At 62.3% G+C, this 23,755-nt stretch carries 21 protein-coding genes; 8 read left to right on the top strand and 13 right to left on the bottom strand.

Annotated elements, in window-relative coordinates; genetic code table 11:
• Nucleotides 1-100: 100 nt before the first annotated feature.
• Entirely contained in the window at nt 101-568 is a 468-nt protein-coding gene (locus AC1Q6C_RS06800) for a VOC family protein (protein WP_007729793.1), read from the top strand.
• A 383-nt stretch (nt 569-951) separates the two neighbouring features.
• Here AC1Q6C_RS06800 and aztD read toward each other — a convergent pair whose 3' ends face one another.
• The 10 genes from aztD to AC1Q6C_RS06750 all read right to left on the bottom strand — a co-directional run bounded on the left by aztD (nt 952) and on the right by AC1Q6C_RS06750 (nt 14,392).
• The gene (gene aztD, locus AC1Q6C_RS06795) at nt 952-2,199 is read right to left on the bottom strand and encodes a zinc metallochaperone AztD (protein WP_007729787.1); all 1,248 of its coding nucleotides are present in this window, start codon (nt 2,197-2,199) and stop codon (nt 952-954) included.
• Between the two features lie 62 nt (nt 2,200-2,261).
• Nucleotides 2,262-3,506, bottom strand: a complete 1,245-nt coding sequence (locus AC1Q6C_RS06790; protein WP_054188474.1) for a benzoate/H(+) symporter BenE family transporter — start codon at nt 3,504-3,506, stop codon at nt 2,262-2,264.
• A gap of 4 nt (nt 3,507-3,510) precedes the next feature.
• On the bottom strand, nt 3,511-6,213 hold the full coding sequence (locus AC1Q6C_RS06785) for a helix-turn-helix transcriptional regulator (protein ID WP_065351508.1): 2,703 nt from the start codon (nt 6,211-6,213) through the stop codon (nt 3,511-3,513).
• Nucleotides 6,210-7,595 (bottom strand): MFS transporter, encoded by a 1,386-nt coding sequence (locus AC1Q6C_RS06780; protein ID WP_208690169.1) that lies wholly within the window; start codon nt 7,593-7,595, stop codon nt 6,210-6,212. Before AC1Q6C_RS06780 ends, AC1Q6C_RS06785 begins: the two co-directional genes overlap by 4 nt.
• A 44-nt stretch (nt 7,596-7,639) precedes the next feature.
• Nucleotides 7,640-8,422 (bottom strand): 1,6-dihydroxycyclohexa-2,4-diene-1-carboxylate dehydrogenase, encoded by a 783-nt coding sequence (locus AC1Q6C_RS06775; protein ID WP_007729779.1) that lies wholly within the window; start codon nt 8,420-8,422, stop codon nt 7,640-7,642.
• On the bottom strand, nt 8,419-9,972 hold the full coding sequence (benC, locus tag AC1Q6C_RS06770; RefSeq protein ID WP_208690171.1) for a benzoate 1,2-dioxygenase electron transfer component BenC: 1,554 nt from the start codon (nt 9,970-9,972) through the stop codon (nt 8,419-8,421). The genes AC1Q6C_RS06775 and benC overlap by 4 nt, the downstream gene beginning before the upstream one ends.
• Before the next feature lie 31 nt (nt 9,973-10,003).
• A complete protein-coding gene (gene benB, locus AC1Q6C_RS06765) occupies nt 10,004-10,513 on the bottom strand; it encodes a benzoate 1,2-dioxygenase small subunit (RefSeq protein WP_003939939.1) in 510 nt (169 codons plus the stop codon).
• A gap of 11 nt (nt 10,514-10,524) precedes the next feature.
• On the bottom strand, nt 10,525-11,922 hold the full coding sequence (gene benA / locus AC1Q6C_RS06760; RefSeq protein ID WP_208690172.1) for a benzoate 1,2-dioxygenase large subunit: 1,398 nt from the start codon (nt 11,920-11,922) through the stop codon (nt 10,525-10,527).
• Between the two features lie 260 nt (nt 11,923-12,182).
• A complete protein-coding gene (locus AC1Q6C_RS06755; protein WP_003939685.1) occupies nt 12,183-13,811 on the bottom strand; it encodes a 4-hydroxyphenylacetate 3-hydroxylase family protein in 1,629 nt (542 codons plus the stop codon).
• A gap of 11 nt (nt 13,812-13,822) precedes the next feature.
• A complete protein-coding gene (locus AC1Q6C_RS06750; RefSeq protein WP_007729773.1) occupies nt 13,823-14,392 on the bottom strand; it encodes a flavin reductase family protein in 570 nt (189 codons plus the stop codon).
• A gap of 273 nt (nt 14,393-14,665) precedes the next feature.
• Between AC1Q6C_RS06750 and AC1Q6C_RS06745 the strand changes: the two genes are divergently transcribed.
• Nucleotides 14,666-15,604: an AraC family transcriptional regulator gene (locus AC1Q6C_RS06745; protein ID WP_007729772.1), complete on the top strand. Its 939-nt coding sequence runs from the start codon at nt 14,666-14,668 to the stop codon at nt 15,602-15,604.
• Here AC1Q6C_RS06745 and AC1Q6C_RS06740 read toward each other — a convergent pair.
• Nucleotides 15,601-16,371: an IclR family transcriptional regulator gene (locus AC1Q6C_RS06740; RefSeq protein ID WP_003939932.1), complete on the bottom strand. Its 771-nt coding sequence runs from the start codon at nt 16,369-16,371 to the stop codon at nt 15,601-15,603. The two genes, AC1Q6C_RS06745 and AC1Q6C_RS06740, sit on opposite strands and share 4 nt — an antisense overlap.
• Before the next feature lie 199 nt (nt 16,372-16,570).
• On the opposite strand from AC1Q6C_RS06740, the gene catA reads away from it, so the two are divergent.
• The 6 genes from catA (at nt 16,571) to AC1Q6C_RS06710 (ending at nt 21,811) form a co-directional block, all read left to right on the top strand.
• On the top strand, nt 16,571-17,410 hold the full coding sequence (catA, locus tag AC1Q6C_RS06735; RefSeq protein WP_003940427.1) for a catechol 1,2-dioxygenase: 840 nt from the start codon (nt 16,571-16,573) through the stop codon (nt 17,408-17,410).
• Between the two features lie 29 nt (nt 17,411-17,439).
• Nucleotides 17,440-18,561: a muconate/chloromuconate family cycloisomerase gene (locus AC1Q6C_RS06730; RefSeq protein WP_003940572.1), complete on the top strand. Its 1,122-nt coding sequence runs from the start codon at nt 17,440-17,442 to the stop codon at nt 18,559-18,561.
• Between the two features lie 13 nt (nt 18,562-18,574).
• Nucleotides 18,575-18,856, top strand: a complete 282-nt coding sequence (gene catC / locus AC1Q6C_RS06725) for a muconolactone Delta-isomerase (protein WP_042925169.1) — start codon at nt 18,575-18,577, stop codon at nt 18,854-18,856.
• A gap of 6 nt (nt 18,857-18,862) precedes the next feature.
• A complete protein-coding gene (locus AC1Q6C_RS06720; protein WP_492666459.1) occupies nt 18,863-19,810 on the top strand; it encodes a helix-turn-helix domain-containing protein in 948 nt (315 codons plus the stop codon).
• A gap of 154 nt (nt 19,811-19,964) precedes the next feature.
• Entirely contained in the window at nt 19,965-21,428 is a 1,464-nt protein-coding gene (locus AC1Q6C_RS06715; protein ID WP_492666458.1) for a benzaldehyde dehydrogenase, read from the top strand.
• Nucleotides 21,429-21,445: 17 nt separating this feature from the next.
• Nucleotides 21,446-21,811 carry a cupin domain-containing protein gene (locus AC1Q6C_RS06710; protein WP_003939951.1) on the top strand — a complete coding sequence of 122 codons (366 nt, stop codon included), beginning with the start codon at nt 21,446-21,448 and terminating at the stop codon, nt 21,809-21,811.
• 21 nt (nt 21,812-21,832) lie between these two features.
• Here AC1Q6C_RS06710 and AC1Q6C_RS06705 read toward each other — a convergent pair whose 3' ends face one another.
• Together AC1Q6C_RS06705 and AC1Q6C_RS06700 are read right to left on the bottom strand one after the other, a co-directional pair.
• Nucleotides 21,833-22,462 carry a response regulator gene (locus AC1Q6C_RS06705; RefSeq protein ID WP_058038293.1) on the bottom strand — a complete coding sequence of 210 codons (630 nt, stop codon included), beginning with the start codon at nt 22,460-22,462 and terminating at the stop codon, nt 21,833-21,835.
• Nucleotides 22,459-23,628: a sensor histidine kinase gene (locus AC1Q6C_RS06700; protein ID WP_042447161.1), complete on the bottom strand. Its 1,170-nt coding sequence runs from the start codon at nt 23,626-23,628 to the stop codon at nt 22,459-22,461. The genes AC1Q6C_RS06705 and AC1Q6C_RS06700 overlap by 4 nt, the downstream gene beginning before the upstream one ends.
• Nucleotides 23,629-23,755 lie beyond the last annotated feature (127 nt).

The raw sequence follows: 23,755 nt of genomic DNA, 5'->3' as shown, positions 1-23,755 counted from the left end.
GGTGAGACTACGACGAGTCTAGGACGAAAACAGTCCTATACGGCTGTGAGAGTCGACGTTGTCAGGGAAAACCCGAGCGACGTTCGTACCAGGAGCAGACATGAGCATCAAGACAACGACCCACCTCAACTTCCGCGGAGACGCCCGCGCGGCTCTGGAGTTCTACCAGTCCGTCTTCGGTGGCCAGGTCACGATCGCAACCTACGGCGACTTCGGGATGCCCAAGGAGGTGCCCGGCGCTGAGAACGTCGTGTTCGGCCAGGTGGAGACAGAGGACGGCTTCTGTGTGATGGCATACGACATCCCTGGACAGTCGGGCGGCTCGGCCGGCAACGCAGGCTCGACACACCGCGAGAACGGCACCACGATCACCGACCAACCGTTCTTCGTCTCGGTTCGCGGTGAAACCCTCGAAGAGGTGCAGAACTACTGGGCCAAACTCTCTGCTGGTGCATCGATCATCGAGGGTCTTGCCGCCGCGGCGTGGAGCCCCGGTTTCGGCATGCTCACCGATGCGTTCGGGGTGACGTGGATCCTCGACGTCGCTGCCGGCGAAAACCCGGCCTGATCATTCAGACGACAAAGCCGCTGGCACCGAAAGGTGTCCAGCGGCTCCAGCGCGTCGGTGCCCGTCTTGCGCCTCTCGGCAAGTGGCCACTCGAAGTGGCAATTCTGGGGTGGTACCCGGGGCAAAGAACCGAACACCGACACCATCTCCAACGAACCTCCACACGGAGTTATTCCATGCTGACTTGTGCCGCGGTCAATCGTGATCCTGCTCATCGCTCAGCTCCAGCAGAGCTGGCGACAACGGCTTCGATTCTCTGAGGCGCGCGTCGTAGCACCTCGAGGATTGCCTGGGTATGAGATTCCCTGGTCAGTAGGCGAAGCACGAGAACGGCTCAGGCCCTCATCTCGGTGTGAGATGGGGGCCTGAGGTGAGGATCTGAATCAGCCGGTGACACCGGTCAATTCGTTCGGGGCGTGATCGAGAGTGGTCTCGGTCAGGATGCTGCCGTCCTCGAGGTCGACTGCGATCAGCTTCTTCGACGCGGGGTCGGTGACGTAAGCGGTGTGGTCTTCTACGAAGAGCGCGGGCCTGGGCTCTTGCCACTTGGTGGGCTCGGTCCATGCGTCTATGACGGCGATCTTCTTGGTGACGACGCCGGTGTTCGGGTCGATGACGTGGATGGCGCCGTCGGTGCCGAGCACCAGTGCCTCTCCGTGTGGTCCGCGGCCGAGTGAGCGGAAGGTGTAGCTGGTGCCGAGGTCGACGAGCTTGAGTTCGGACGTCGTCGTGTTGGTCAGCGAGACCCGTTGCGGACGTTCGAGTTCGGCGTCCTTGTCGGTCTTGTAATCACCCAGCACGATGTCCGACTCCTCCGAGCCTGCCTGATTTCCGATGCGGCCGTATGCATCCGGACTCTGGACCTTGGTGATCGCTCCGTTCTTGTACACGAGCAACCCGTCCTGGCAGCCCAGCACGATGGCTTCGCCGGCAGCGACTGCTTCGCCGTGGACACCGGGGCACTGTTCGTTGCGCAGGATTTCCTTGCGGTCGGCATCGAGGATGGCAATGCCGTTGCGGGACTCCGAATTTCCGATGGTCGTCAACAGGCTGCCGTCGGCAAGTGCGACCGCAACGCCGTGATGGGGTTCTGGCGTGGTGTACGTCTCGACGCGGGGTTGGCGTTTTGCCAACTGCGCCGGATCGAAGATCTCGACGAGTCCCGAGCCGTCGTTGAAGAGAACGGTTTTTCCGGCATGGCGTACGACGTGTCCGGGCTCGTTGGCTGCGAACTCGACCTCGGACATCGCGGGATCGGCTGTGTAGTAATGAGAATGATCACCGTGAGCCGAAGACCACGTGCCGGTGTCGAGCACCTTGAATGCTTCGCCGGCAGAGATCATGACGTGGCGACCGTCGCCGGCCGGGTTGAGTCGGGTGAAGCCGTCGATCTCGGTCTCGCCGACCACGTCGAGGGAAGTTGCATCCAGCACCAGGACGCCGCCGTCGTACGACACGGCGAGACGTGGTGTTGCCGAGGCCTGTTCGGTTGGTGCGGCCGACGTCGTGGTCGTGGTTTCGGACTGGGCGGAGTCCTTGTTGTCGGACGAGCAACCCGTAACGAGGGCGAGTGAGAGGCCCACTGATGTGGCAAGGGTGAGGCGCCGCGACATGCGGGTGTTGAGGTGCATGGGTATAGATCTACTGCTTAATGTAAATGATTGTCAAAGTCGAGTATGCGAATATTCGCATGTCAGGTGTAGTCGGCTCGTTCGAGCATGCGCGAGGCGATGACCCCGAAGACGAGTCCCCAGAAAGCGGCTCCGATATTGAGTAGTTCGATGTCGGAGATCGTCACGAGGAACGCGATCAAAGCGCCGAAGGTGAATTTCCCGCCGAATGCGGTCACGAAGGCTCCCTGTAAGGCCTTGAGCATGGCCAGACCACCCAGAGTGACGATGAATGCCGTCGGAGTTCCCAACATCATCGCGACGAAAGTCGGGGCGAACAGTCCGAAGACGACGGCGAGTAAGCCGCAGAAGATTCCGGCGGTGTATTGGCGTGTCCGCTCTCCCGACGCCGTGAGCAATGCGTTCGTCGGCCCGGTAAGGCACGTCGAGACACAACCCACCGCCGCGTTCACGAGAGAGAACACACCGCAGGCAACCGTTGCTGCCCCGATCGGCGGTTGATGACCCGCTGCGCGGAGGACTGCGATTCCTTGGCCGTTCTGCACGACGACGACTGTGATCGCCAGCGGTACAACCAGTTCGATCATCGCCTGCCAAGACCAGGTTGGCGTGGTCAGCATCGGATGCGCCAGCCACTCGTGCGCGTCGCCGGCGGAGTTGAATCTTCCGGCCGCGAGTATCACGACCACGCCGACGATCAACGCGCCGAGAACGGGCGGAACGAATCTTCCCAGCTTGGCGAACACGCTCAGAGCGACAAAGGTGGCGATCATCGGCAGGGCGATCACCGCGTCGTGGGCGGGCGCTTCGACCAAATCCGTTCCGAAATGAAGGAAAACGCCTGCCACCATTGCCATTACGATGGGCAAGGGTAATGCGGCCATGATCGGTGTGACCCACCCTGTCAATCCCAAGAGCAAGATCAGGGCGCCGGTCGCGAAGAACGCTCCGAGCACTTGCTCCCACGGCAGATGCTCCAACGACGCTCCGACGACAACGGTTCCGGGAATCGTCCAGAAGAAGGCCAGCGGCTGCCGGTACAGCCAGGAAGCCGTGATGGTGAGAATTCCGTTGACGAAGAAGGCACCGAAAAGCCAAGAGGCCAATTGAGCTTGACTCAGTCCACCCGCCAACCCCGCAGCGAGAATGACCGCCACCGGCCCGGTGGCCGAGAAGACGATGCCGATGATTCCGTTGGCAATGGACGTTCCGCCGAAGTCGCGCAAGACCCGCTTCGGGCCGTAGAGCGGTTGGGGGAGTGGCTCGGTGACGACGCGAACGGGCGCGGTCGTCGTAGTGTCCGGCATGTTCTCAGTTCTCCTGATGCGGATCCGAAAGCCCTCGGTCGCGGAACAAAGCCGCGAGTTCGCTCCGTGATCGCAGTCCGAGTTTCGCGTACGCGCGCGTGAGGTGATATTGAATGGTCTTGACGGAGAGGAACAATTCGCCGGCAGCTTCCTTGTTGGACTTGCCCGCTGCGACAAGGTCGGCGACGGCTCGTTCTTGCGGGGTCAGGTCGGTGATTCCCTTCTCCGTCCGCGAGAGGTTCAACCCGCCCGCGCGGAGTTCGCGCTCGCAGCGCTCGACGTAAGTAGCGGCGCCCAACGAGTGATACAGCTCGCGGGCGGCGCGGAGGACGACGTCGGCCTCCGCGCGTTTCCCGGCCCGGCGGAGAGTTTGGCCGTAGGCAAAATTGATTCGGGCTCGGTCGTAGGGGAGCGGCAGCGTCTCGATGCCGAGTAGTGCAGCATCGAAACTTTCTCTTGCCGAGTCGAGTTCGCCCCGTGCGCCGTGGATCCGGCCGCGAACGTAGCCGAGACGTGCCGCAGCTGAGCGGTGCTCCCGACGTCGTGCGGTCTGCTCGTGTGGTTGCAGAAAGGCGTCGGCATCATCAGCTCGCCCGACCATGACCAATGCATTGGCGTAGAGATCGACCCACGGCCAGAAGCCCGGCTCGTCGAGCCATTGTTGCGCCTTGCTCGAGGTGAGCGGAGCCAGCGCCACCAGAACTTCGGCGTAGTCGGCGGCGGCCTCGGCAACCTGGGCCCTGGCGAGAAGTGCAGGAACATACATGATTTCGTAGGCATGAATGCCGGCGTACGCACGTCGCACATGGTCACGGGCCAGTTCCCAGTTGCCGCGCAGAGCGTGAATCTGTGCTCCCGACCAGTGGACCAACGGCCGGATGATCTCGATCTCGAACCGATCCACCTCGGCACCGGCGCCCTCGACGGTCGAGAGCGCTTCGTCCCAGGCGCCGAGAGCGAATTGAGTGCGGGCGAGCCAGGCCTGTGCCCACAGTGAGATTCTTGCCGAACCACTGGAAAACTCTGTGGACACCGCGCTTTCGAGGTCGCGTCTGGCGGACTCCGGGTGGTCCAACGCAAGCTCGAGCCATCCGCGTCCCATCTGGAAGCGCTGTGCTTGGGCTCCGGGGCGGACACGATCGGAGAGTTCGGCGTATGCCGCGAGCGCATTCTCGGTTCTTCCGGTAGCACCGAGCCCGAGACCCTTGATCGCTTCGGACTCCACTGCTGCGGGATCAGAAGGGCCCACCAATTCGACTGCGCGGTCAACCCACTCGACGAGCGCCGTGCCATCGAGCCGAGCCAGAGAATGCAGGACCATTCGTTGGGCGATCATCGCAGCGATGCCTGGCTCACGATCCACGCTGCAGCTGTCCCACGCTCTGGTCAGAAGATCGGCGGCCTCGGTCGGTCGCCCTCTATGGATGGCGAGGTAGCCGAGGACGGCGTCGCGGAGAGGCCCGCGCGAAATACTCTCGATCTCCGGCACGAAGACCATGGCGCGGGGGATGTCACCCGATCCGGTCAGCGCGTCGACTCCGCGGAGCAGTCGGTCCTCGTGTTCGGTTCGGGCCGTGGTGAGACGGCTTGCCGTGACCATGGCGTCGGCGACTTCCGACCACGCGCCGTCGGATGCTCGTAGTGATGCGTACGCAACGAGTTCGGCGGCGAGGTCCTCGTCATGGGTGGTGCTGGCAGCGGCAAGGTGGAAAAGCCGTTCACCTTCTCCCCAAGCGATCTCGGCTGCGCGTGTGTGCAGCAGATGCAAGTGCGCGGGTCCCAACGCCCCGCGCACTGCGGCCGTGACCATCGTGCTGCTCAGTGACACCTCGGTGCTGCCGCGCTGCTCGTGGACAGAAAGGAGGCCGCTGGCAAAGGCGCTGTCCAAGGCGCCGACCACGTCGTCGATTTCGGCCAGCTGAGCAAGATGCGACAACGTCGTGCTGCGCCCGACAACTGCTGCGGCTTCGATCAACGTTCGTGCTCCCGCCGAACACGTAGCGAGGGCGGCGGCGATCGATACTGCACGATGGCGAGGGACGGGCAAAGTTCGGTGCCACTGGGTCCAATAGGTAGGTGGCAGCTCGTCGAGAAGCGAGACGATGTCGAGTGTGTTGCCCGCGGTGAAGTCCTGAAGGGCAAGCGCGACGCCGGAGCTGAGGTCGATTCCGCTTCGCATGCGCGCGATGTCGATGATGACGGGTGCGTCGATCGGGCTGATGTGCAAACGCGTCGACCAGTGCAGGTCGAGAATCTGCCTGACATCCTCGCGCAGGAACGGCGTTTCCTCGGCGACGAGGACGAACAGCAGTGGTGCCGTTCGGCCTCGATGGAGGGCGGAGGTGATTGCCTGAAGCGAGCTGACATCGCTGTGATGGGCATCGTCGACGACGATCAGGGTCAGTTGCTCCGCTGCGTCGACGATCTCGTGTGCAACGGCGACCGGGTCCGAGTTGGAAACCGGACGTTCGAGTAGTTGTTCGATCACTCCGAAGGCAGTGTTCGATTCCCACTCCAGCCCACGAGCGCGGCGGAGCGTATGAGCGGAAGAGATTTCGGCGAACCGGTCGACGAGAGTGGACTTACCGCTACCGGCATCGCCCTCGACCAGCACGAGAGTCGGCACTCCTGTCTCTGCCGCGGCCAAGGCTCGGCCGAGAACGGCGAGCTCGCGTTCTCGGCCGAGCAACAGGTCACGAAGTGTCACCCGACTACCGTAACGCCGGGCTCACCACGGGTTTCCTTTTCGGCACGGTCTCCATCGGATCGAAGTGCAGTGGCACCCAGGTCGGGTGCTTGCTTCGGCACGAAGAAGGTGACGATGGCGCCAATCACCGCGATGCCGGCGAAGACGTAGAACGCCGATTCGGAACTGATTCCGGCGCTGATCAAACTTCCGCCGATCAGTGGCCCGAATATCCCGCCCAGACGTCCGAATCCGGCGCACCACGCGACACCTGCGGCCCGAGCGGCCGTCGAATAGTAGTTGGACACGAATCCGTAGATCAGAACCTGAGTACCGATGGTTCCGACACCCGCGATGGCAACGGAGGCGAGGAGTACGGGAAGCGGGAACCCGAATGTGAACAGGAGCAGGGCGAGTGCGGCCAGGCCGAAGGTGGTTGCGACAACCCGCTGTGGACCGGTGACGTCCGCGATCTTGGAGGCGAGAAGTCCACCGATGATGGCACCGCCGTTGAGTACCAACAGGAACGAGAGCGAACCCTTCGCGTTGTATCCCGCGTTTTCCATGATCTTGGGCAGCCAGGTGTTCAGTCCGTAGGTCAGGAGGAGGCCGGCGAAGCTCATCAGGCCGAGAAGCGCGGTGCCCCAGACATATTGTCTGCTCGCCAACGCTCGGAAGCCGACCTTCTCGGCTACGGCGTCGTTGGGTCGATCTGTACCGACAGGCAATGGAATTCCGGTTTTCGAGGAAATGGCGCGAGCTTCCTCGACGCGTCCGCGAGCAATCAGCCACGCGGGAGACTCGGGCAGTTTGAACCAGGCGAGTGGGAACAGGAACACCAATGGCAGGGCGCCGATGAGGAACAGTCCGCGCCATCCGATGGAATCACGGAGAACGATCGCCAGGACGGAAGCCATGACGCCACCGGCCGGGACACCGCTGTAGACGATGGCGTTGAACAGATTGCGGCGTCCCGGCGGCGCGAACTCGGCAATCATGGCTCCGGCGGTGGCGACAAGCCCACCGACACCGATGCCGGTGAAGAACCGCAGCAGACCGAAAGTGGTGATGCTGGTGGCGAACGCTGCCAGTGCCATTCCGACCGAGAACCAGATGATGTTGACCAGCATCATCTTTCGGCGACCGAAGTGATCGCCGATCGCTCCACACGTCAGTGCGCCGACCATCACTCCGACGAGTGCATACGAACCCAACGCGCCGGCCTGAGATGCGGTCAAGGTGCCGATATGGCTGGAGTCGTCCATGAGTACGGGCAGGATCGTGCCGTACACGACCAGGTCGTATCCATCGAACAGAATGGCAATGGCGGCGATGGTGACCACCCACAACACTGACGAGCGATGGCGGGCACTGGCCCAGGAACCACGTTCGATCGAGGACATGGCGAATCTCCGTTCGAGAGATCAGGAATCGGGGGAGGCTGGATTCAGCCGAGGTCGCCACCGGCAACGGGAAGAACCGTTCCGGTGACATACGAAGCCTCTTCGGAGGCAAGGAAAGTGATAGCAGCAGCCTGTTCGTCCAGGGTGCCGTAACGCTTGAGTAGCGACGAGTCGACGGTCTGGTCGACGATCTGCTGGTACCAGGCCTTCTCCTCGTCGGTCTCGGCACCCGGTCCGCGTGCCACGACGCGTGGTGGCGCCTCGGTTCCGCCGGGAGCGGTTGCCACGACGCGTATTCCGTACTGCGCGACTTCCATCGCCAGTGCAGCGGTGATCGCGCTGACCCCGCCCTTGGCCGCCGCGTAAGGAACACGGTTGACACCGCGGGTGGCGACCGAGGAGACGTTGACGATGGTGCCGCTCGCCTGCTCGATCAGATGGGGCAGTACGGCGCGACACGTCCAGAGCGTGGGGAACAGTGATCGTGTGACCTCGGCTTGTATCTGCTGCGGCGTGTAGTGCTCGTAGGGTTTGGCCCAGATGGTCCCACCGACGTTGTTGATCAGGACGTCGATGCGTCCGAAGCGCTCCAATGCGGAATCTATTGCATTCTGGGCACCTTCGAACGTCTCGAGGTCCGCGGTCACCGAATGGGAACGCTCCAGCGGTGTCGCGATGTCGTGAACCAGTTCAGCTCGATCCACAAGCGCGACGGAACCACCTTCTGCGGAAACTCTTTCGGCAACGCTGCGCCCGATCCCCTGAGCCGCTCCGGTGACGACCACGACCCGGTCGTCGAACCGGCCGGCGAAGAATCTCGTGCTCACGACGCCACACTTTCCCGAGCGTCAGTGACGGCGCGGTGCATCGTCGACTTGGCGTGTTCGCTGTGCTGGACGATCAGATCACGGGCCGCGGCGCGATCATTCTGCTCGAATGCACTCACGATACGTGAGTGATCCTCCGCGACATGTTCGTCCACCCAATCGGCGGTGCGGAGCACTCGGTTCATCAGTTGTGTGACCTCGAGACGGTGGTATGCCTGCAGCAGCACTTCGTTTCCGGTGCAGCGGAAGAGGAAGTCGTGGAACAGGGCATTGGTTTCGGTGAATGCCGCTGCGTCCGTGAAGTGATCGCGGTCGATGGAAGCAGCCGAGTTCTCCGCCAGAATGCGGTACTCCGTCAACTGTGCCGGAGTGAGGCGGCCGATCGTGAGTTCCATTGCTCCGAGTTCGAGGGCCATCCGAGCGTCGAACTGTGCGTCCGACTCCGTGACCGGCAGATGTTCTTCACCGATCTCGTACGTGCCGGCAGCTGATTCTTCGGCCGAGGCTGACGGTGAATCAGCCGGTGCTGCCGCATTGTTGAACTTTTCGAAGTAGAAGTTCGTGGGTGTGATCGATACGTCCTTGAAGTGCAGACGTACGGCTTCGACCATCGGCGGCGGGCCGCACAGGTAGACGTCTACGTTGCCGTCGTCGAGGTGATCGGGCTCGATCAAGCCCGTGACATAGCCCTTGTTCGGTGCTGTGCTGTCGGGATCGGATACGCAGTAGTCGAAGGTGAACTGGGGTAGAGACTCCGCGTAGTCGTGCAGTTTGTCGAGTTCGACGAGATCGGTGTCGGAGCTGACGCCGTAGACCAGATGGACGGGCCGAGTGGAGCTTTCGGTACGAATCTTCTCCAGTATGGAGAGCAGCGGGGCCAAGCCGGTTCCGCCGGCAAGCAGTAGGGCTCTCCGTTGACCTGACCGGAGGAAGAAGCTACCCATCGGTCCGGTCAATTCGAGAGTGTCGCCTACCTGCGCACGCTGACTGAGATACTCGGACATCAGACCACCCGGGGTGATCTTGACCAGGAACGACGCCGACTCGACCTCAGGGCCGGAGCTGAACGAGTACGACCGCGTCGCTTCGGTTCCGGGAACGAGGATGTTCACGTACTGACCGGGGAGGAAGACCAGATCTGCGCGGTTGTCGACTGCGACGGTGAAACCCACCGTGGAATCCGAATGGCGAATGATCTCGGTGATGGTGGACGTGTACGAACCGGCAGTGGTCTTGGCGACCGCCGACGTGGTGGGAATCTGCAGCACGAGATCAGATTCCGGCACCATCTGGCACGGAAGGCAGTATCCCTGCTCGGCCTCGTCGTCCGTCAGGGCCTCCTCGATGTAGTCGCCGGCGTCGAAAGTGCCTGACTCACAGAGTGATTTGCAGGTTCCGCAAGCTCCGTCGCGGCAGTCGAGCGGAATGTTGATTCGTGCGCGGTACGACGCGTCCGCGACGGTCTCGTCGGTGTTGCATTCGACGAAGCGGGTGATGCCGTCTTCGAAACTCAGGGCTACTTGAAAGGTCGGCGCAGCTTGAATGCTCATGGGAAACAGCTCGATTCGAAGGGAAGTCGTGTCAGAAGTGGTAGATGTCGACCACGTGATGGATGTAGTCGTTCTTGAGGACTACCTTCTTCTTCATGATCAACGGCTGCTCGCCCGAGAAGTCGATCGTGTAGTGCGAGGTGCCGAAGTAGGTGTCGACTGTGTTGTAGCGGAAGTACAGCGTGAACCAATTGAAGCGGACGTCGACGACGAAGCCGCGTTCTTCGATCACTTCCACGTTGGTGATGTTGTGACCGGTGCGGGGCTCGGGAAGGCTTGTCGCGCTGGAACGGTCAGTCCTGATTCGGAACACGCGGTCCTCGATACCGCCGCGATTCGGGTAGTAGATCAGGGAGATCTCTGCGGCCGGGTCCGTGGTCAGCTCGCCGTCGTCCGCCCATGCGGGCATCCAGTACTCGGAATCGGGGTGGTAGCACTCGATCCACTTCTCGAACTCGCGATCGTCCAGGTAGCGAGCCTCACGGTAGAGAAACTGCTGCACTGTTTCGAGGGCGACGGCATTGGTGGTGGTGACAGTCATGATGATGGTCCTCAGATGGTCCGGTTGGAAGCGGCTTGCTCGGCATCTACGGCCGCAAGCATGGCGTCGCGCCAGTACCCGTGCTGAATGGGATACAAGCCTTCGTCCTCGGTCTTGGCTCCGCTCGAGAGCACACGATTCATGCCGAGATCCTTCGCGACGTCGTTCGGACCGGGAATCTGGTGTGTGACACCACGGCTGAGGTCGTTCCACGGGGCGCCGGCTGCCTGGTAGGTCTTCTGGCAGGAACGGAACTCTTCGAGATCGTCCGGGGTGGCCATACCGCTGGCATTGAAGAAGTCCTCGTACTGACGGATGCGGTTGCTGCGCGCTTCGGCGCTCTCTCCCGTGGGCGCGATGCAGTAGATGGTGACTTCGGTCTGGTCCACGGAGATCGGACGGAAGTGCCGGATCTGGCTGCTGAACTGATCCATGAGGTAGACGTTCGGATACAGGCAGAGGTTCCTCGACGCACCGACCATGAATTCGGCCTTCTTGGAACCGAACTGAGCCTCCAGTTCTGCTTTGCGTTCGAACAGGGGTCGGTCCTCGGGATTGCCCCACCACATCCAGAGCAGGAGGTGGCCGTAGTCGTAGGAGAAGTATCCACCGCCCTGCTTGCCCCAGGTGCCGGCGTCCATGGCTTTGGTCTCGTTGGACGATTCACCGGCGGTGCGGCGAGCGGTGGTAGCGGCGTAGTTCCAGTGCGTCGAAGACACGTGGTAGCCGTCGGCACCGTTCTCGGTCTGTAGCTTCCAGTTGCCGTCGTAGGTGTAGGTGGAAGCACCGCGCAGAACTTCGAGTCCGTCAGGTGACTGATCGACGATCATGTCGATGACCTTCGTGGTGTCACCGAGGTGCTCTTCGAGTGGCAGCACGTCGGGGTTGAGGCTGCCGAAGAGGAAGCCGCGATAGTTCTCGAACCGCGCCACCCTGGTCAGGTCGTGTGAGCCGTCTTTGTTGAACTGCTCCGGATAGCCACCGGTGCGAGCGTCCTTGGCCTTGAGGAGTTTTCCGCTGTTGTTGAAGGTCCAGCCGTGGAACGGGCAGGTGAAGGTGGTTCGGTTGTCGGTCTTACGGCGACAGAGCATCGCACCGCGGTGGCTGCATGCGTTGATCAGCGCACCCAATTCGCCGTCCTTGTTGCGGGTGATCACGATGGGCTGACGGCCCATGTAGGTGGTGAAGTAGTCGCCGACGTTCGGGATCTGGCTCTCGTGCGCGAGGTAGATCCAATTGCCTTCGAAGATGTGCGTCATCTCGAGTTCGAACAGTTGCTCGTCCGTGAAGACGCTGCGCCGCACCTGGTAGCGGCCGGTCTCCGGGTCCTCGACGAGCGCGTCGTCGAGGACGGCGCGGATGTTCGCGAACTGGTCGGTGCCGCGGGCAGCATCCAACATATCCGTCATGGGTGTCCTCCAGATAAGAGTGGGCGCCTACCGAGAAAGCCGAGGGCTGTCGGACCAAATCGGTGGGACCCGCTTTCCGGACGGGGCTGCGTCCGGTACTGAATTCACCTTGACATCGTGTGTCTCGGGTCACACTAGGCAATTGCCTAGTCCTGACCAAGGGTGCAGTGTTCGTCGAATTCTGCTGATGGGCCATGCCTGCTGAAGACGACGAGCAGGGCGGACTCGACATCGCGAGTCCGCCCTACCTGCCGAGGGGATTACCGGTTCTTGAAGAACGAGACGTCGTCGTTGCCGATGAGGTCAGGGACCGTCCAGCCGTCGAGGTCGTATTCACTCAGGCACTGCTCGGCCAGTCCCTTCATGGAACTTGCGTGTCCACGATTCTGGGCTGCGAACAGCAGTTCCGCTTTGACGTTCTCGTGATTGCCGGAGTAGTTGCGCTCGTAGAGTTCGTGTCGGCCGCCGAACTCGGTCCCGATCGAATCCCACAGCGCCTTCATGACTTTCACGCGGTCGACGGCGGTGATGCCGTCGGAACCGCGAACGTACTTGTCGAGGTACGGACGCACGTCCGGGCTCTTGAAGTCGAGTGAACTCGAAGGCAGGTAGATCAAGCCCGACGCGACGTCCTGTTCGATGATCTCCTTGATCCGCGGGTACCCCTGAATCATGAACATTCGATAGGTGAGGCCGTACTCGAGCTTCGGGATCACCGAATCGCCGACCCACTGTTCGGGATCGCGTGCCATCGATTCGGTCAACGACCAGAAGAGGTTTCGCCACCCGATCACCTCACCGACACGGGTCTGGACTCCGCGGAAGCCGCCGGCGCCGGTGGCTTCGAGTGCCTTCATCAACAGTCCGGCGATGAAGTCGAGCTTGACGGCCAGGCGAGTGCAGCCCTGAAAGGTGAAGCGCGGCAGGAAGCCCGATTGAGGGAAGAATGCGTTGATCCGGTCGACGTCGCCGTACATGAAGACGTTTTCCCACGGAACCAACACCTTGTCGAAGACGAAGATGGTGTCGTTCTCGTCCATGCGACTCGACAGCGGATAATCGAACGGACTGCCCATCACCGCAGCATGTTCGGTGTACGAGGTGCGGCAGATCAGCTTCACACCCGGCGCGTCCATCGGTACCGTGCAGATCAGGGCGAACTGCTTCTTCTTGATCGGCAGACCGTAGTGAGCGATGAAGTTGTAGTTCGTGATCGCCGATCCGGTGGCGACCACTTTGGCGCCGCTGACGATCAAACCTGCGTCGGTTTCCTTCTCCACCTTCATGAAGACGTCACCGACCTCGTCCGGTGGAAGTTGGCGATCCACCGGGGGATTGATGATCGCGTGGTTCCAGTACAGAACCTTCTCCTGCGATTCGCGGTACCAGCGTTCGGCGTTGTCCTGGAACGGTGCGTACAACTCCTTGTTGGCGTGGAGGGTGCCCAGGAAACTCGCCTTGTAGTCGGGGGAACGGCCCATCCAGCCGTAGGTCATACGAGCCCACGTCGCTATGGCATCGCGTTCCTTGAGCAGATCGGCCGAGGACGTCGGAGTGCGGAAGAACGGCATGGTGACACCGCCGTTGCCCGTGTCCGTCGGAACGGTCAAGGCGTCCACGTGCTCGCCCGTATGCAGAGCGTCGTACAGCCTCGCGGTCATGCGGATCGGATTCCGGAACGCGGGGTGTGTCGTGACGTCCTTGACGCGATCACCGTGAAGCCAGATCTCGCGGCCGTCCTGCAGGCTCGAGATGTACTCGTCACCGGTCATCGGTCGGGTGGCGAAGTTCTTCGTGCGGTTGGCTTCGCAGTCGGCGGCCGGATTGACCTGTGGCGCTCCGGAATCTGCGGGATCGACGCCGGTGGGAGGAATTTCGGTGGTCGTCATGGCAAAGCCTTTCAGATCGTTTGGGGTGCGGGCTGAAGATGAATCGGGGTGAACGAAGTGGTGGCGTCGAACCAGCCGCTGTGGGGGTCGTCCTGACTTCCGTTCCAGACTGTGGTCGACGAGGTAGCGCCTAGATCGTGAAAAGTGCTTCGGTAGAACAGAAGCGGATCCTTGCCACTCGACTGAGCGTCGACGATCTCGCCGATGAAGATGATGTGGTCACCGCCGTCGTACTCCCTCCACGGGACGCACGAGATGGTTGCTGCGGCGCCGTCGAGCAGGGGAGCGGTCGGTCCGTCGATCCACCTCGGTTCGGTGCGCTGCGGTCGGCCGGCAAAATGCATGGCCGTGTCCACTTGGTCGGAGGCAAGGATGTTGACCGCAAACGGCGCGTTGCCGAGGTAGCCGCACGCCTTGGACTTGCGAGTCATCGTGATCTGGCACAGCCGTGGTTCCAGGGAAATGGCCGTGAATGCGGTGACCGTGGCTCCGTGTGGTTGACCGTCGGCATTGGTACAGGTGATGACGGTGACGCCGCTCGCGAATTGACCGAAGATTCCTCGAAGCTGATTTTGTTCCATGACCGGACCTCCTTGTCGGATGGCGGTTGAGTGAGAGTGCCGCGAAGTGCGGGAGGGAAGTAGTGGGCGACTCGCGCCGGGAGTGAAGACGAACGTACGGCGGGCGCAGGCTTCGGTCGATCCGCACAGCGCGGTGGCTATCCGGATTGCGCACCCGATCGCGGCCCGTACCCGTTTTCTCTTGGAGGTGACCGGGGACACAGTGTTCAATGATGTTCAGCGCCCTTGCTCGGCAATGTGGCTGGTCACGGGTTTGGAAGGTGAAGAAGGACGATGGTCGACTCCATGATCGGTACAGCTCCCCGCGACTGGGACGAGGCGTGTCATGCGGTTTCGGACGCCTACTTTCCGCACACGCTGACGCCGTTGTCTCGGCATGCGGCCAGTGGAGTCGGGGTGTGCACCACCGAGTTGGGACCGCTGAGGATCGCTCATATTCGGTGGGGAGCTGACGTCGCCGTCGAATCCGATCATCCCGGTGCCTATGGGGTGAACATCCCGCTCTCGGGCGAGCTCGAGTCGGTGTTCGCGGGCTCGCACGTGCTCTCGACGCAGGGTGTTGCGACGGTATGTCCACCCGACATCACGACGAGAATCACGCGGTGGAGTGCGGACTGCGAGATCGTCGGAGTCCGGATGGACCGTCAGTACCTCGACCGTGAGATGGAAAAGGTTCTCGGTCGACCCGGAATGCACTTGCCTGATCAGGTGGATCTTCGGGGCGACGACGGAGCCAGATGGCTGAAATTTGTTCGCTCACTGTCGGATCAGATACTCGGCCCGGTCGGCGTGCTGCACAACGAACTGGTGGCAGGTCAGCTCTCCGGCGCCGTGGTCACGGCATTCGTCCTTGCCGCAATGCCCGAAAGCGAGGACGCGGTGCGACACGCCAGGCCACGTATCGTCAAGCGGGTGCTCGACGAGATGCACGACGACCCGGCCCGCGTGTGGACCGCAGCCGAGATGGCGGAGGTGGCGGGCGTCAGCGTACGGAGATTGCAGGAGGGATTTCGGCAGTACGTGGGCCGGAGTCCGTCGGAATGCCTGCTCGACATCCGTCTCGAGCGGGTCCATGCAGATCTGGTGGATGCCGACGACTCGACGACGGTCACCGATGTCGCTGTGAGATGGGGTTTCACGCACACCGGACGGTTCGCGTCGTCCTTTCGGCGTAAGTACGGATTGCTGCCTTCCGAGGTGTTGAGGCGCTAGCTTCGGTACCCCATGTCCGCGCTGAGTTGGTTCGCCTTTTCGACGAGGAAAGGCGCGACGTCGGCGCGGAAAGCTTCCGGGGATGTTCGTCCGGCCGAGGTCGAACACGCTGTCACTCCGACGACGCTTCCACCGGCGTCGCGGACGGGAGCAGCGAGGGAAATCAGGCCGTCTTCCAGTTCCTCCGATGTGAGCGCGTATCCCTGCTCGCGCACCACCCGGAGGGCGGTATGGAATGCGCCTTCGTCGGTGATCGTGGTGGGTGTGAGGGCGTCGAACGTGGAGTTCGCGATGACGTTGTCGACGATTTCGGTTGGCGCCCAAGCTAGCAGGGCTCGACCCATGGAGGTGGCATATGCAGGCACTCTGGTGCCGACGCTGACGTTGATGCTCATGATCCGCCGGACGGGTACACGCGCGGCGTAGACCACGTCGACACCGTCGAGCACCCCGAGCGACGCCGACTCGTGGGTGTGTTCTGCGATCTCCAACAGACGAGGGAGCGCCGCCTCTGTCAAAGCATGTGATGCCGAGAAGTGCTGCCCGATACTCAGAACGCGTGGGGTGAGCGACCACCGACTGTTGTTGCCGGTGACGTATCCGAGCTTCTGCAGCGTGAGGAGGATGCGCCGGACCGCTGGGCGGGAGAGACCCGTTTCGGCGGCAAGATCGGCGAGCGACGGGTTGGGGTTCTTCTCGTCGAAGGCCGTCAGCACAGCAAATCCACGCTCGATGCTCTGGATGTAATCGCGATCGTTCTCGCTCACGGAATGGCCTTTCATCTGCGGGTATGCCCGATCGGCGCCTTCGAAGGTTGACAAACCTTGTGACTGGGCGCACAGTACAAGCGTACGCACAGCGTAACAGAGGTACGCAGAGCGTACAACCCAAACTTGGGGAGCCGACGCAGCCCAGCAGTACGGCACCCACCCGGTAACAGCCACATACGGCCCCGAGGAGGACCACATGACCACTTCCGAGAGTCCCACCGCAGTAGGTTCGGGTACTGCCGCCACCGACAAGTTCCTCCAGGAACGAGTCAGCGCGGACACCCCGCCCGAACGCGTCTCGGCCATCGCCAAGGACGTGCTCGAGGCACTCGCAGGCGTCATCGACAAGCACGGCATCACCTACCCCGAGTACCGCGTCCTCAAGCAGTGGCTCATCGACATCGGCCAGTTCGGCGAGTGGCCCCTGTGGCTGGACGTCTTCCTCGAGCACAACGTCGAGGAGGTTGCGTACCGCGGCCAGCACGGCACCAAGGGAAGCATCGAGGGCCCGTACTACGTTGCCGATGCCAAGACGTTGCCTGCCAAGTGTGAACTTCCGATGCGTGACAACGAGGTTGGATCGAAGCTGGTCTTCGAGGGCCAGGTTCGCGATCTCGACGGCAAGGGGTTGGGCGGTGCAACCGTCGAACTCTGGCACGCGGACGACGAAGGCTACTACTCCCATTTCGCGCCGCACATCCCCGACGGCAACCTCCGCGGAACGATCGTCGCCGACGACGAGGGACGCTTCGAGATCACCACGATTCAGCCTGCGCCGTACCAGATCCCGACCGACGGCCCCACCGGCTGGTTCATCGAGAAGGCCGGCTGGCACCCGTGGCGTCCGGCTCACCTGCACCTCATGGTGAAGGCTCCCGGTAAGCGCACCATCACCACCCAGCTCTATTTCAAGGATGGAGAGTGGATCGAGAACGACGTGGCAACGGCGACGAAGCCCGAACTGATTCTCGATCCGAAGCCAGGTGCCGACGGAACCAACCGGGTCACATACGACTTCGTGCTCGATCCGGCCTGATCCACAACTGCTCTGAAGAAAGTGATTTGATGACAGACCTGTCGATCGTCTCCATCGAGACGACCATCCTCGACGTTCCGCTGGTTCGCCCCCACAAGTTCGCCACCACGTCGATGACGGCGCAGCCGTTGTTGCTGGTCGCGATTCGCACCTCCGACGGGGTGATCGGATACGGTGAAGGAGTCGTTCCGGGCGGGCCGTGGTGGGGTGGCGAATCGGTGGAGACGATGCAGGTCATCATCGAGAAGTACATCGCACCGGTGGTGGTCGGCAGGCGCGTGGATCACATCACCGCGATCATGGCCGACATCGAAAAAGTTGTTGCCAATGCACGATTCGCGAAGGCGGCCGTCGACGTGGCGTTGCACGACGCCTGGGCGCGTAGCCTGGGAGTCCCCGTGCACACGCTCCTCGGCGGGGCTTTCCGCGAGAGTGTCGACGTCACGTGGGCACTGGGTGCTGCGCCGGCGGACGAGATCATCGAGGAAGCTCACGAAAAGCTCGAATCCCGGCTCAATTTCAGCTTCAAACTCAAGATGGGAGCACTCGATCCAGCAGTCGACGTTGCGCGCATCGTCAACATCGCGCAGGCGCTGGACGGCCACGCCGGAGTCCGTGTCGACGTCAACGCACGGTGGGATCGCTTCACTGCCCTGCGGTACTTGCCACAACTCGCCGAGGGTGGAGTCGAACTGATCGAACAACCCACTCCGGCAGACCAAATCGAGGTCCTCGCCGAACTCAGTAGGCTTCTACCGATTCCGATCATGGCCGACGAGAGTGTGCAGACCCCACACGACGCTCTGGAAATCGCCCGCCGGAGCGCCGCCGATGTCATCGCCCTCAAGACCACCAAATGTGGTGGCCTCCAGCGCAGCCGCGACATCGTCGCGATTGCCAAGGCCGCAGGTATCGCGTGCCACGGTGCGACGTCCATCGAAGGCCCGATCGGCACCGCCGCTTCGTTGCACTTCGCGTGCGCCGAGCCCGGAATCAACTTCGGAACAGAGCTTTTCGGCCCACTGCTCTTCAGCGAAGAGTTGCTTCAGGAACCCCTGAAGTATTCCGAGGGTCAGTTGCACCTCCCCGCCGGACCTGGCCTGGGAGTCGAACTGAACATGGACGCCGTCAAGACCTGGACCAGGAACTAGAGGATAGAAGAACATGGCACTCTTTCACGTTCGGATGGACGTCGATATTCCGCGCGACCTGGATCCGGAAATACGCGCCGATACCGTCGCAACGGAGAAGGCGTACTCGCAAGACCTTCAGCGACAGGGAAAGTGGGTACATCTGTGGCGAATTGTGGGACAGTTCAGCAACATCAGCATCTTCGATGTCGAGTCGGCTGACGAACTCCATGAGATTCTCTGGAACCTGCCCCTGTTCCCGTACATGACCATCGAGGTCATGCCGTTGACGCAGCACGGATCTTCGATCAAGTAACCCGCCATGTCTGCCGTGTCTGCCACGCCTGCGAGCCTGCCGGAATCTGTGCAGCAGTGGCACTGCGAGATGTCGGAGACCTTCGGTGGCTTGTGCCCCGAGAGTTCCGTCGATGCCGCGCCTGTCGGTACGGTCAGCGGCGTAAGTCTCGGGGACGTAGGCGCTTTCGACATCTCCGGTTCGCCGCAGATACTGCGGCGGAGCGCACGCGCAGCGAAGCGACACGGTAGTGATCTGCTCAAGATCTGCACGGTCCGAACCGGGAGCGCGATACTGCGCCAATCGGACCGCGAGTTGACGGCCCCGCCCGGCGCGATGATTCTCTACGACGTCGAGCATTCGTACGCGCTGCGTTTCGACGGTCACTGGTCGTGCACCGTCATGACCCTACCGCGCAGTGCGGTGAGTCTGACCGAGCGAGAACTGAATTGCGCGCTCGAGCGCACCCACGACGGTCGGCGTGGGTCCGGTGCATTGCTGGAAAATTTCATCTCGGGCGCTGTTGCATCCCAGGTCGACGGCAGCGCAGCCGGGCTTCTCGGAGATGCTGGAGTCAATCTCGCTTCGGCAGTTCTGATGCAAGGATCTGCGCCCGCGACACCTGGACGTTCGACGCGAGAGGAGATCTTGCGATATGCGCTTCGGAATCTCGACTCACCAGACCTCTCGGTCGCGTCGATCGCCGGTGCGTTGCACCTGTCGCCGCGAACCGTTCAGCGTCACTTCGGTGACGGGGATCTGACCCTCAGTGCGCTGATTCGCCGCGAACGGTTGATCCGCGTACGCCGCGATCTCACCGACGTCTCACTGCGGGGTCATTCGATCTCCATCCTGGCCGCACGATGGTGTTTCCATGACGCACCAGCGTTTTCGCGTGCGTTCAAAGCGGAATTCGGTGCGGCGCCGTCGGAAGTACGTAACTCGCCTGATCCGAACGCCCGCGAACGTCGCTGATCTGTCGCATCCGAACAACAAACGTGTCCGATCACGACAACTGGGAGCCCGAATACCGGGGCAGAGTGTGTTTCAGATCGCTTTTTCAGGCTCGCGAAGAGCTCAGGTCCACGAACAGCGAGGACCGCAGCGAAAGCTACGAATCGAGGAACGCATGACGAATCTGCTCGCTCATCAGCAATGGCACGGAAAGATTTTCGACGGCCAATGGATCGACGGAGGCGGTGACACCGTCGAGTCGCTCGAACCGGCTACCGGCGAGGTGCTCGGTGTGATCGGCACGGCGACTGCTGCGGATATCGATCGAGCGGCACACATCGCGTCGGCCGCGCAGCCGGCGTGGGCGGCGACGATCGGGCAGGCTCGCGCTTCGGTGATCCGTAAGGCAGCGCAGATTTTGGAAGCCGAGCGACCCGAGGTGGAGCGCTGGTTGATCCGTGAAGGTGGTTCCGTACCAGTGAAAGCCGCATTCGAAGTTGATCTTGTCATCTCCGAACTGTGGGAAGCCTCGGCGCTGCCGACACAGCCGTTCGGGCACCTTCTGCCCGCCAGCCAGGAGGGGCGCACGAGCATCGGTCGCCGGGTGCCCCTGGGTGTGGTCGGCGTGATCAGCCCGTGGAATTTCCCGCTTCTCCTCGCCATGCGCGCTGTCGCCCCCGCCTTGGCGCTCGGAAATGGCGTCGTTCTCAAGCCGGATGTTCAAACCGCGATCAGCGGGGGTGCGGTCATCGCGGAATTGTTCACGTCCGCAGGTCTTCCCGAAGGCCTCCTGCATGTGCTCGCCGGTGACGCGGCACCTGGTCAGGCATTGTGCGAGAGCCCGAGCATCGCGATGGTGTCCTTCACGGGTTCGACCGCCGTCGGCCGTCAGGTCGGGGCAACTGCCGGTCGCACGCTCAAGCGTGTCTCGCTGGAACTGGGTGGGAACAATGCGCTGATCGTCCTCGACGACGCAGACCTGGATGCCGCGAGCTCGGCGGGTGCGTGGGGTTCGTTCCTGCATCAGGGGCAGGTCTGCATGACCGCAGGCCGCCACATCGTGTTGGAATCGGTCGCCGATCAGTACCTGGACCTGCTGGCCAAGCGCGCAGCGGTCCTGCCGGTCGGGGATCCCAATACAGGCGACGTCGCTCTCGGACCGCTCATCAACGCGCGGCAGATTGCGAACGTCGATCGAATCGTCCAGGGCACCAAGGCGGCCGGCGCCGAAATCCGCGCCGGTGGAACATACGAAGGGCTCTTCTATCAGCCGACCGTCCTGGCCGGAGTCACCTCGGACATGCCCGCGTTCCGTGAAGAAATCTTCGGGCCCGTGGCGCCCGTCGTGATCGTCAAGGACGAAGACGAGGCAGTCAGGACGGCCAATGACAGCGAATACGGTCTGGTTGCTGCCATTCAAACACGATCGGTTGAACGCGGCGAGCGGATCGCGGACCGACTGCGTACCGGCATCGTGCACATCAACGATCAGACTTTGAACAACGATGCCTATGCACCATTCGGTGGCACGGGTGCCTCCGGAAACGGCGCGAGATTCGGAACTCAAAGCAGTTGGGACGAATTCACCACCTGGCAGTGGCGAACCAGCCGGCCAGCGGCGCAGACCTTCCCCTTCTGAAGTCGAAAGGTACTCCTATGCACACCATCTCGGCTCACGATCTTCCCATCGTGTTGCAGGACGGCGAATTCGAATTGCGGATGCGAGAAGAAGGCGACATGATCGTCAACTTCGTCAAAATTCCTGCTGGTGCAGACTTCGCCGAACCGTTCGCACAATTGGAAGGCGGGCGCTGTCAATGTCCGCACTACGGATACGTCTTGAAAGGAAGGATCTACACAGATTCCGAAGCAGGTCGGCAAACCTACGATGCCGGCGACGTGTTCTACTGGGCACCCGGTCACGTTCCCGGAGCGATCGACGACTCGGAGTATGTCGACTTTGCTCCCAAGGCTGAATTCCTCGAACTGATCGACGGAGTGCGTAAGGCGATGGGCGGCTGAGCTGTTCGGCCGCCACCGAGGTCAGCGTATTCCGTCGCGACGGAGTGCGACGGACACTGCGGCAGAGCGGGTATCGACACCGAGTTTGGCGTAGATGTGCCCGAGGTGTGTTTTCACCGTCGCTTCGCTGATGAAGAGTGCTTTACCCAGCTCGCGGTTGGTCATCCCCTCGGCGAGCAGGCTGAGCAGTTCGGACTCACGGGCGGTGAGCGCTTCCTGCGGGCGCTGCATCTGCTGGACGAGACGAGAGGCCACGGCGGGGGAGAGGACGCTGCGCCCGGCGACCGCGCCGCGCACCGCGCCGAAGATCTCGTCAGGAGTCGAGTCCTTGAGTAGGTAACCGATGGCACCGGCGTCCACGGCCCGCACGACGTCGGCGTCGGTGTCATACGTCGTGAAAACCAGTACGGGAACATCGACACCGTCGCTTCGCAGGCGTTTGATCGCTTCTGCACCGTGCATGCCGGTGCCCATGTCCAGATCCATCATCACCAGATCCGGTGAGGCCGACGGTATCGCCGTGGCCGCCTCCTCGCCGGACGATGCTTCGCCTACTACTTCGACGTCCGGCTGAGTGTTCAGCAGCGCTCTCAGCCCGGCTCGCACGACCAGATGATCGTCGACGAGGAACACGCGAATGGTGGTGGTCACCGGATCCTCCGTTCGAGAGGGAACTGGGCCGCGACGACGGTGCCGTCTCCCGGTGCACTTTCCACGGTGAACGATCCGCCGAGCTGTGCGACGCGGCTTCGCATCGCACGCAGGCCGTATCCACCGTACCGAGAATGGTCGGCGAGCTTTCCCGGATCGAAGCCGACGCCGTCGTCGAAGATGTCTACGGAGACGGAGTGGTCGAGATACGTGATCGTCACGCCCACCGTTTTGGCGCGAGCGTGGCGGGCGATGTTGGAGGACGCGCTCGAGACCACTCGCACGACGGCATGAGCTACGTCCGAGGGCAAGATGACGGCTTCACCGACGGTGCGGATCCGAACGGCCGGGACGAACTGGCGGGCGGCGGCCACGACCAAGGCGTCGAAGTCGCCCGTACCGCCCTTGGTCGGCGCCAGATCGTGGACGAGGTCGCGACTCTGCATCAAGCTCGTTCGGATGTTCTCTGCTGCGGCATCGACATCGGCTCGAGACGGCGAACCCGTTGTATTCCACGTTTGTTCGGCTGCCTCGAGCCGTAGAAGGGCGCTCGCCAGTCCCTGGGTAACGGTGTCGTGGATTTCGCGCGCGAGGCGCTCTCGCTCAGCGGCAACGCCGGCAGCGCGTTCGGTATCTGCCAATGCAGATTGCGCTTCTGCTACCTGACGCAGAAGCCGAAGGCGTTCTCGGGCATCTCGTTCCATCTGCCCGTACGCGGCCGCGACCAGTGCCGCGGTGCACAGCGGCCCGAGAAGTGTCACCAATTCGGCACGACCGGTGACCCGGTAGAACGCGATACCGGCGAGGACGCCCAGGATCCCGACGAGGGGGTAGGCGATCTTGCTCGGATACAGACGAATGCAGAGGAAGAGAACGGGAAACGCACACCACGCGAAACTCGGGGCAAGCCAGACCAGCGCTGCCCATGCGCTCAGTACCGGCCACATCCACAGCCGTTGGCGAACCACATCTCGCGAGGACACCGTGGCCATGACGGCGTAGAGCAGGGCGAGGACCACGGCCAGGACGAGTACCACCCCGAACCGACCGCTGGTCCCGTGGACTGTGACGTACCGAACTCCCGATGTAGACAGCAGTACGAAGAACGACGCGTGGATCGCATACGCCAACGGGCCGCGTAGGCCGCGTTCGGCGTCGGCGTTCATGGCTCCGTTACTCATCCCTCGAATGTTACGGAGGGCACCAGGCCGTCGTATCAACCATTCGGATGATATCCGGGTAGCCGTAGGGGGCACGGTTCGTCACCCGAGCGCCCGATGTGCGCACCCGCCC

This window comes from Rhodococcus sp. MT28 (assembly GCF_058792695.1).
Note: the sequence above shows the minus strand (reverse complement) of the source record. Positions and strands in the feature narration are given on the sequence as shown.

What these genes read in the sequence shown, in the direction of transcription:
- catA (WP_003940427.1), top strand. Translation starts at nt 16,571, where the DNA reads ATGACCACTTCCGAGAGTCCCACCGCAGTAGGTTCGGGTACTGCCGCC.
- benB (WP_003939939.1), bottom strand. Translation starts at nt 10,513, where the DNA reads ATGACTGTCACCACCACCAATGCCGTCGCCCTCGAAACAGTGCAGCAG.
- AC1Q6C_RS06730 (WP_003940572.1), top strand. Translation starts at nt 17,440, where the DNA reads ATGACAGACCTGTCGATCGTCTCCATCGAGACGACCATCCTCGACGTT.
- AC1Q6C_RS06790 (WP_054188474.1), bottom strand. Translation starts at nt 3,506, where the DNA reads ATGCCGGACACTACGACGACCGCGCCCGTTCGCGTCGTCACCGAGCCA.
- AC1Q6C_RS06745 (WP_007729772.1), top strand. Translation starts at nt 14,666, where the DNA reads ATGGTCGACTCCATGATCGGTACAGCTCCCCGCGACTGGGACGAGGCG.
- AC1Q6C_RS06750 (WP_007729773.1), bottom strand. Translation starts at nt 14,392, where the DNA reads ATGGAACAAAATCAGCTTCGAGGAATCTTCGGTCAATTCGCGAGCGGC.
- AC1Q6C_RS06780 (WP_208690169.1), bottom strand. Translation starts at nt 7,595, where the DNA reads ATGTCCTCGATCGAACGTGGTTCCTGGGCCAGTGCCCGCCATCGCTCG.
- aztD (WP_007729787.1), bottom strand. Translation starts at nt 2,199, where the DNA reads ATGCACCTCAACACCCGCATGTCGCGGCGCCTCACCCTTGCCACATCA.
- catC (WP_042925169.1), top strand. Translation starts at nt 18,575, where the DNA reads ATGGCACTCTTTCACGTTCGGATGGACGTCGATATTCCGCGCGACCTG.
- AC1Q6C_RS06700 (WP_042447161.1), bottom strand. Translation starts at nt 23,628, where the DNA reads ATGAACGCCGACGCCGAACGCGGCCTACGCGGCCCGTTGGCGTATGCG.
- benA (WP_208690172.1), bottom strand. Translation starts at nt 11,922, where the DNA reads ATGACGGATATGTTGGATGCTGCCCGCGGCACCGACCAGTTCGCGAAC.
- benC (WP_208690171.1), bottom strand. Translation starts at nt 9,972, where the DNA reads ATGAGCATTCAAGCTGCGCCGACCTTTCAAGTAGCCCTGAGTTTCGAA.
- AC1Q6C_RS06710 (WP_003939951.1), top strand. Translation starts at nt 21,446, where the DNA reads ATGCACACCATCTCGGCTCACGATCTTCCCATCGTGTTGCAGGACGGC.
- AC1Q6C_RS06800 (WP_007729793.1), top strand. Translation starts at nt 101, where the DNA reads ATGAGCATCAAGACAACGACCCACCTCAACTTCCGCGGAGACGCCCGC.
- AC1Q6C_RS06715 (WP_492666458.1), top strand. Translation starts at nt 19,965, where the DNA reads ATGACGAATCTGCTCGCTCATCAGCAATGGCACGGAAAGATTTTCGAC.
- AC1Q6C_RS06755 (WP_003939685.1), bottom strand. Translation starts at nt 13,811, where the DNA reads ATGACGACCACCGAAATTCCTCCCACCGGCGTCGATCCCGCAGATTCC.
- AC1Q6C_RS06720 (WP_492666459.1), top strand. Translation starts at nt 18,863, where the DNA reads ATGTCTGCCGTGTCTGCCACGCCTGCGAGCCTGCCGGAATCTGTGCAG.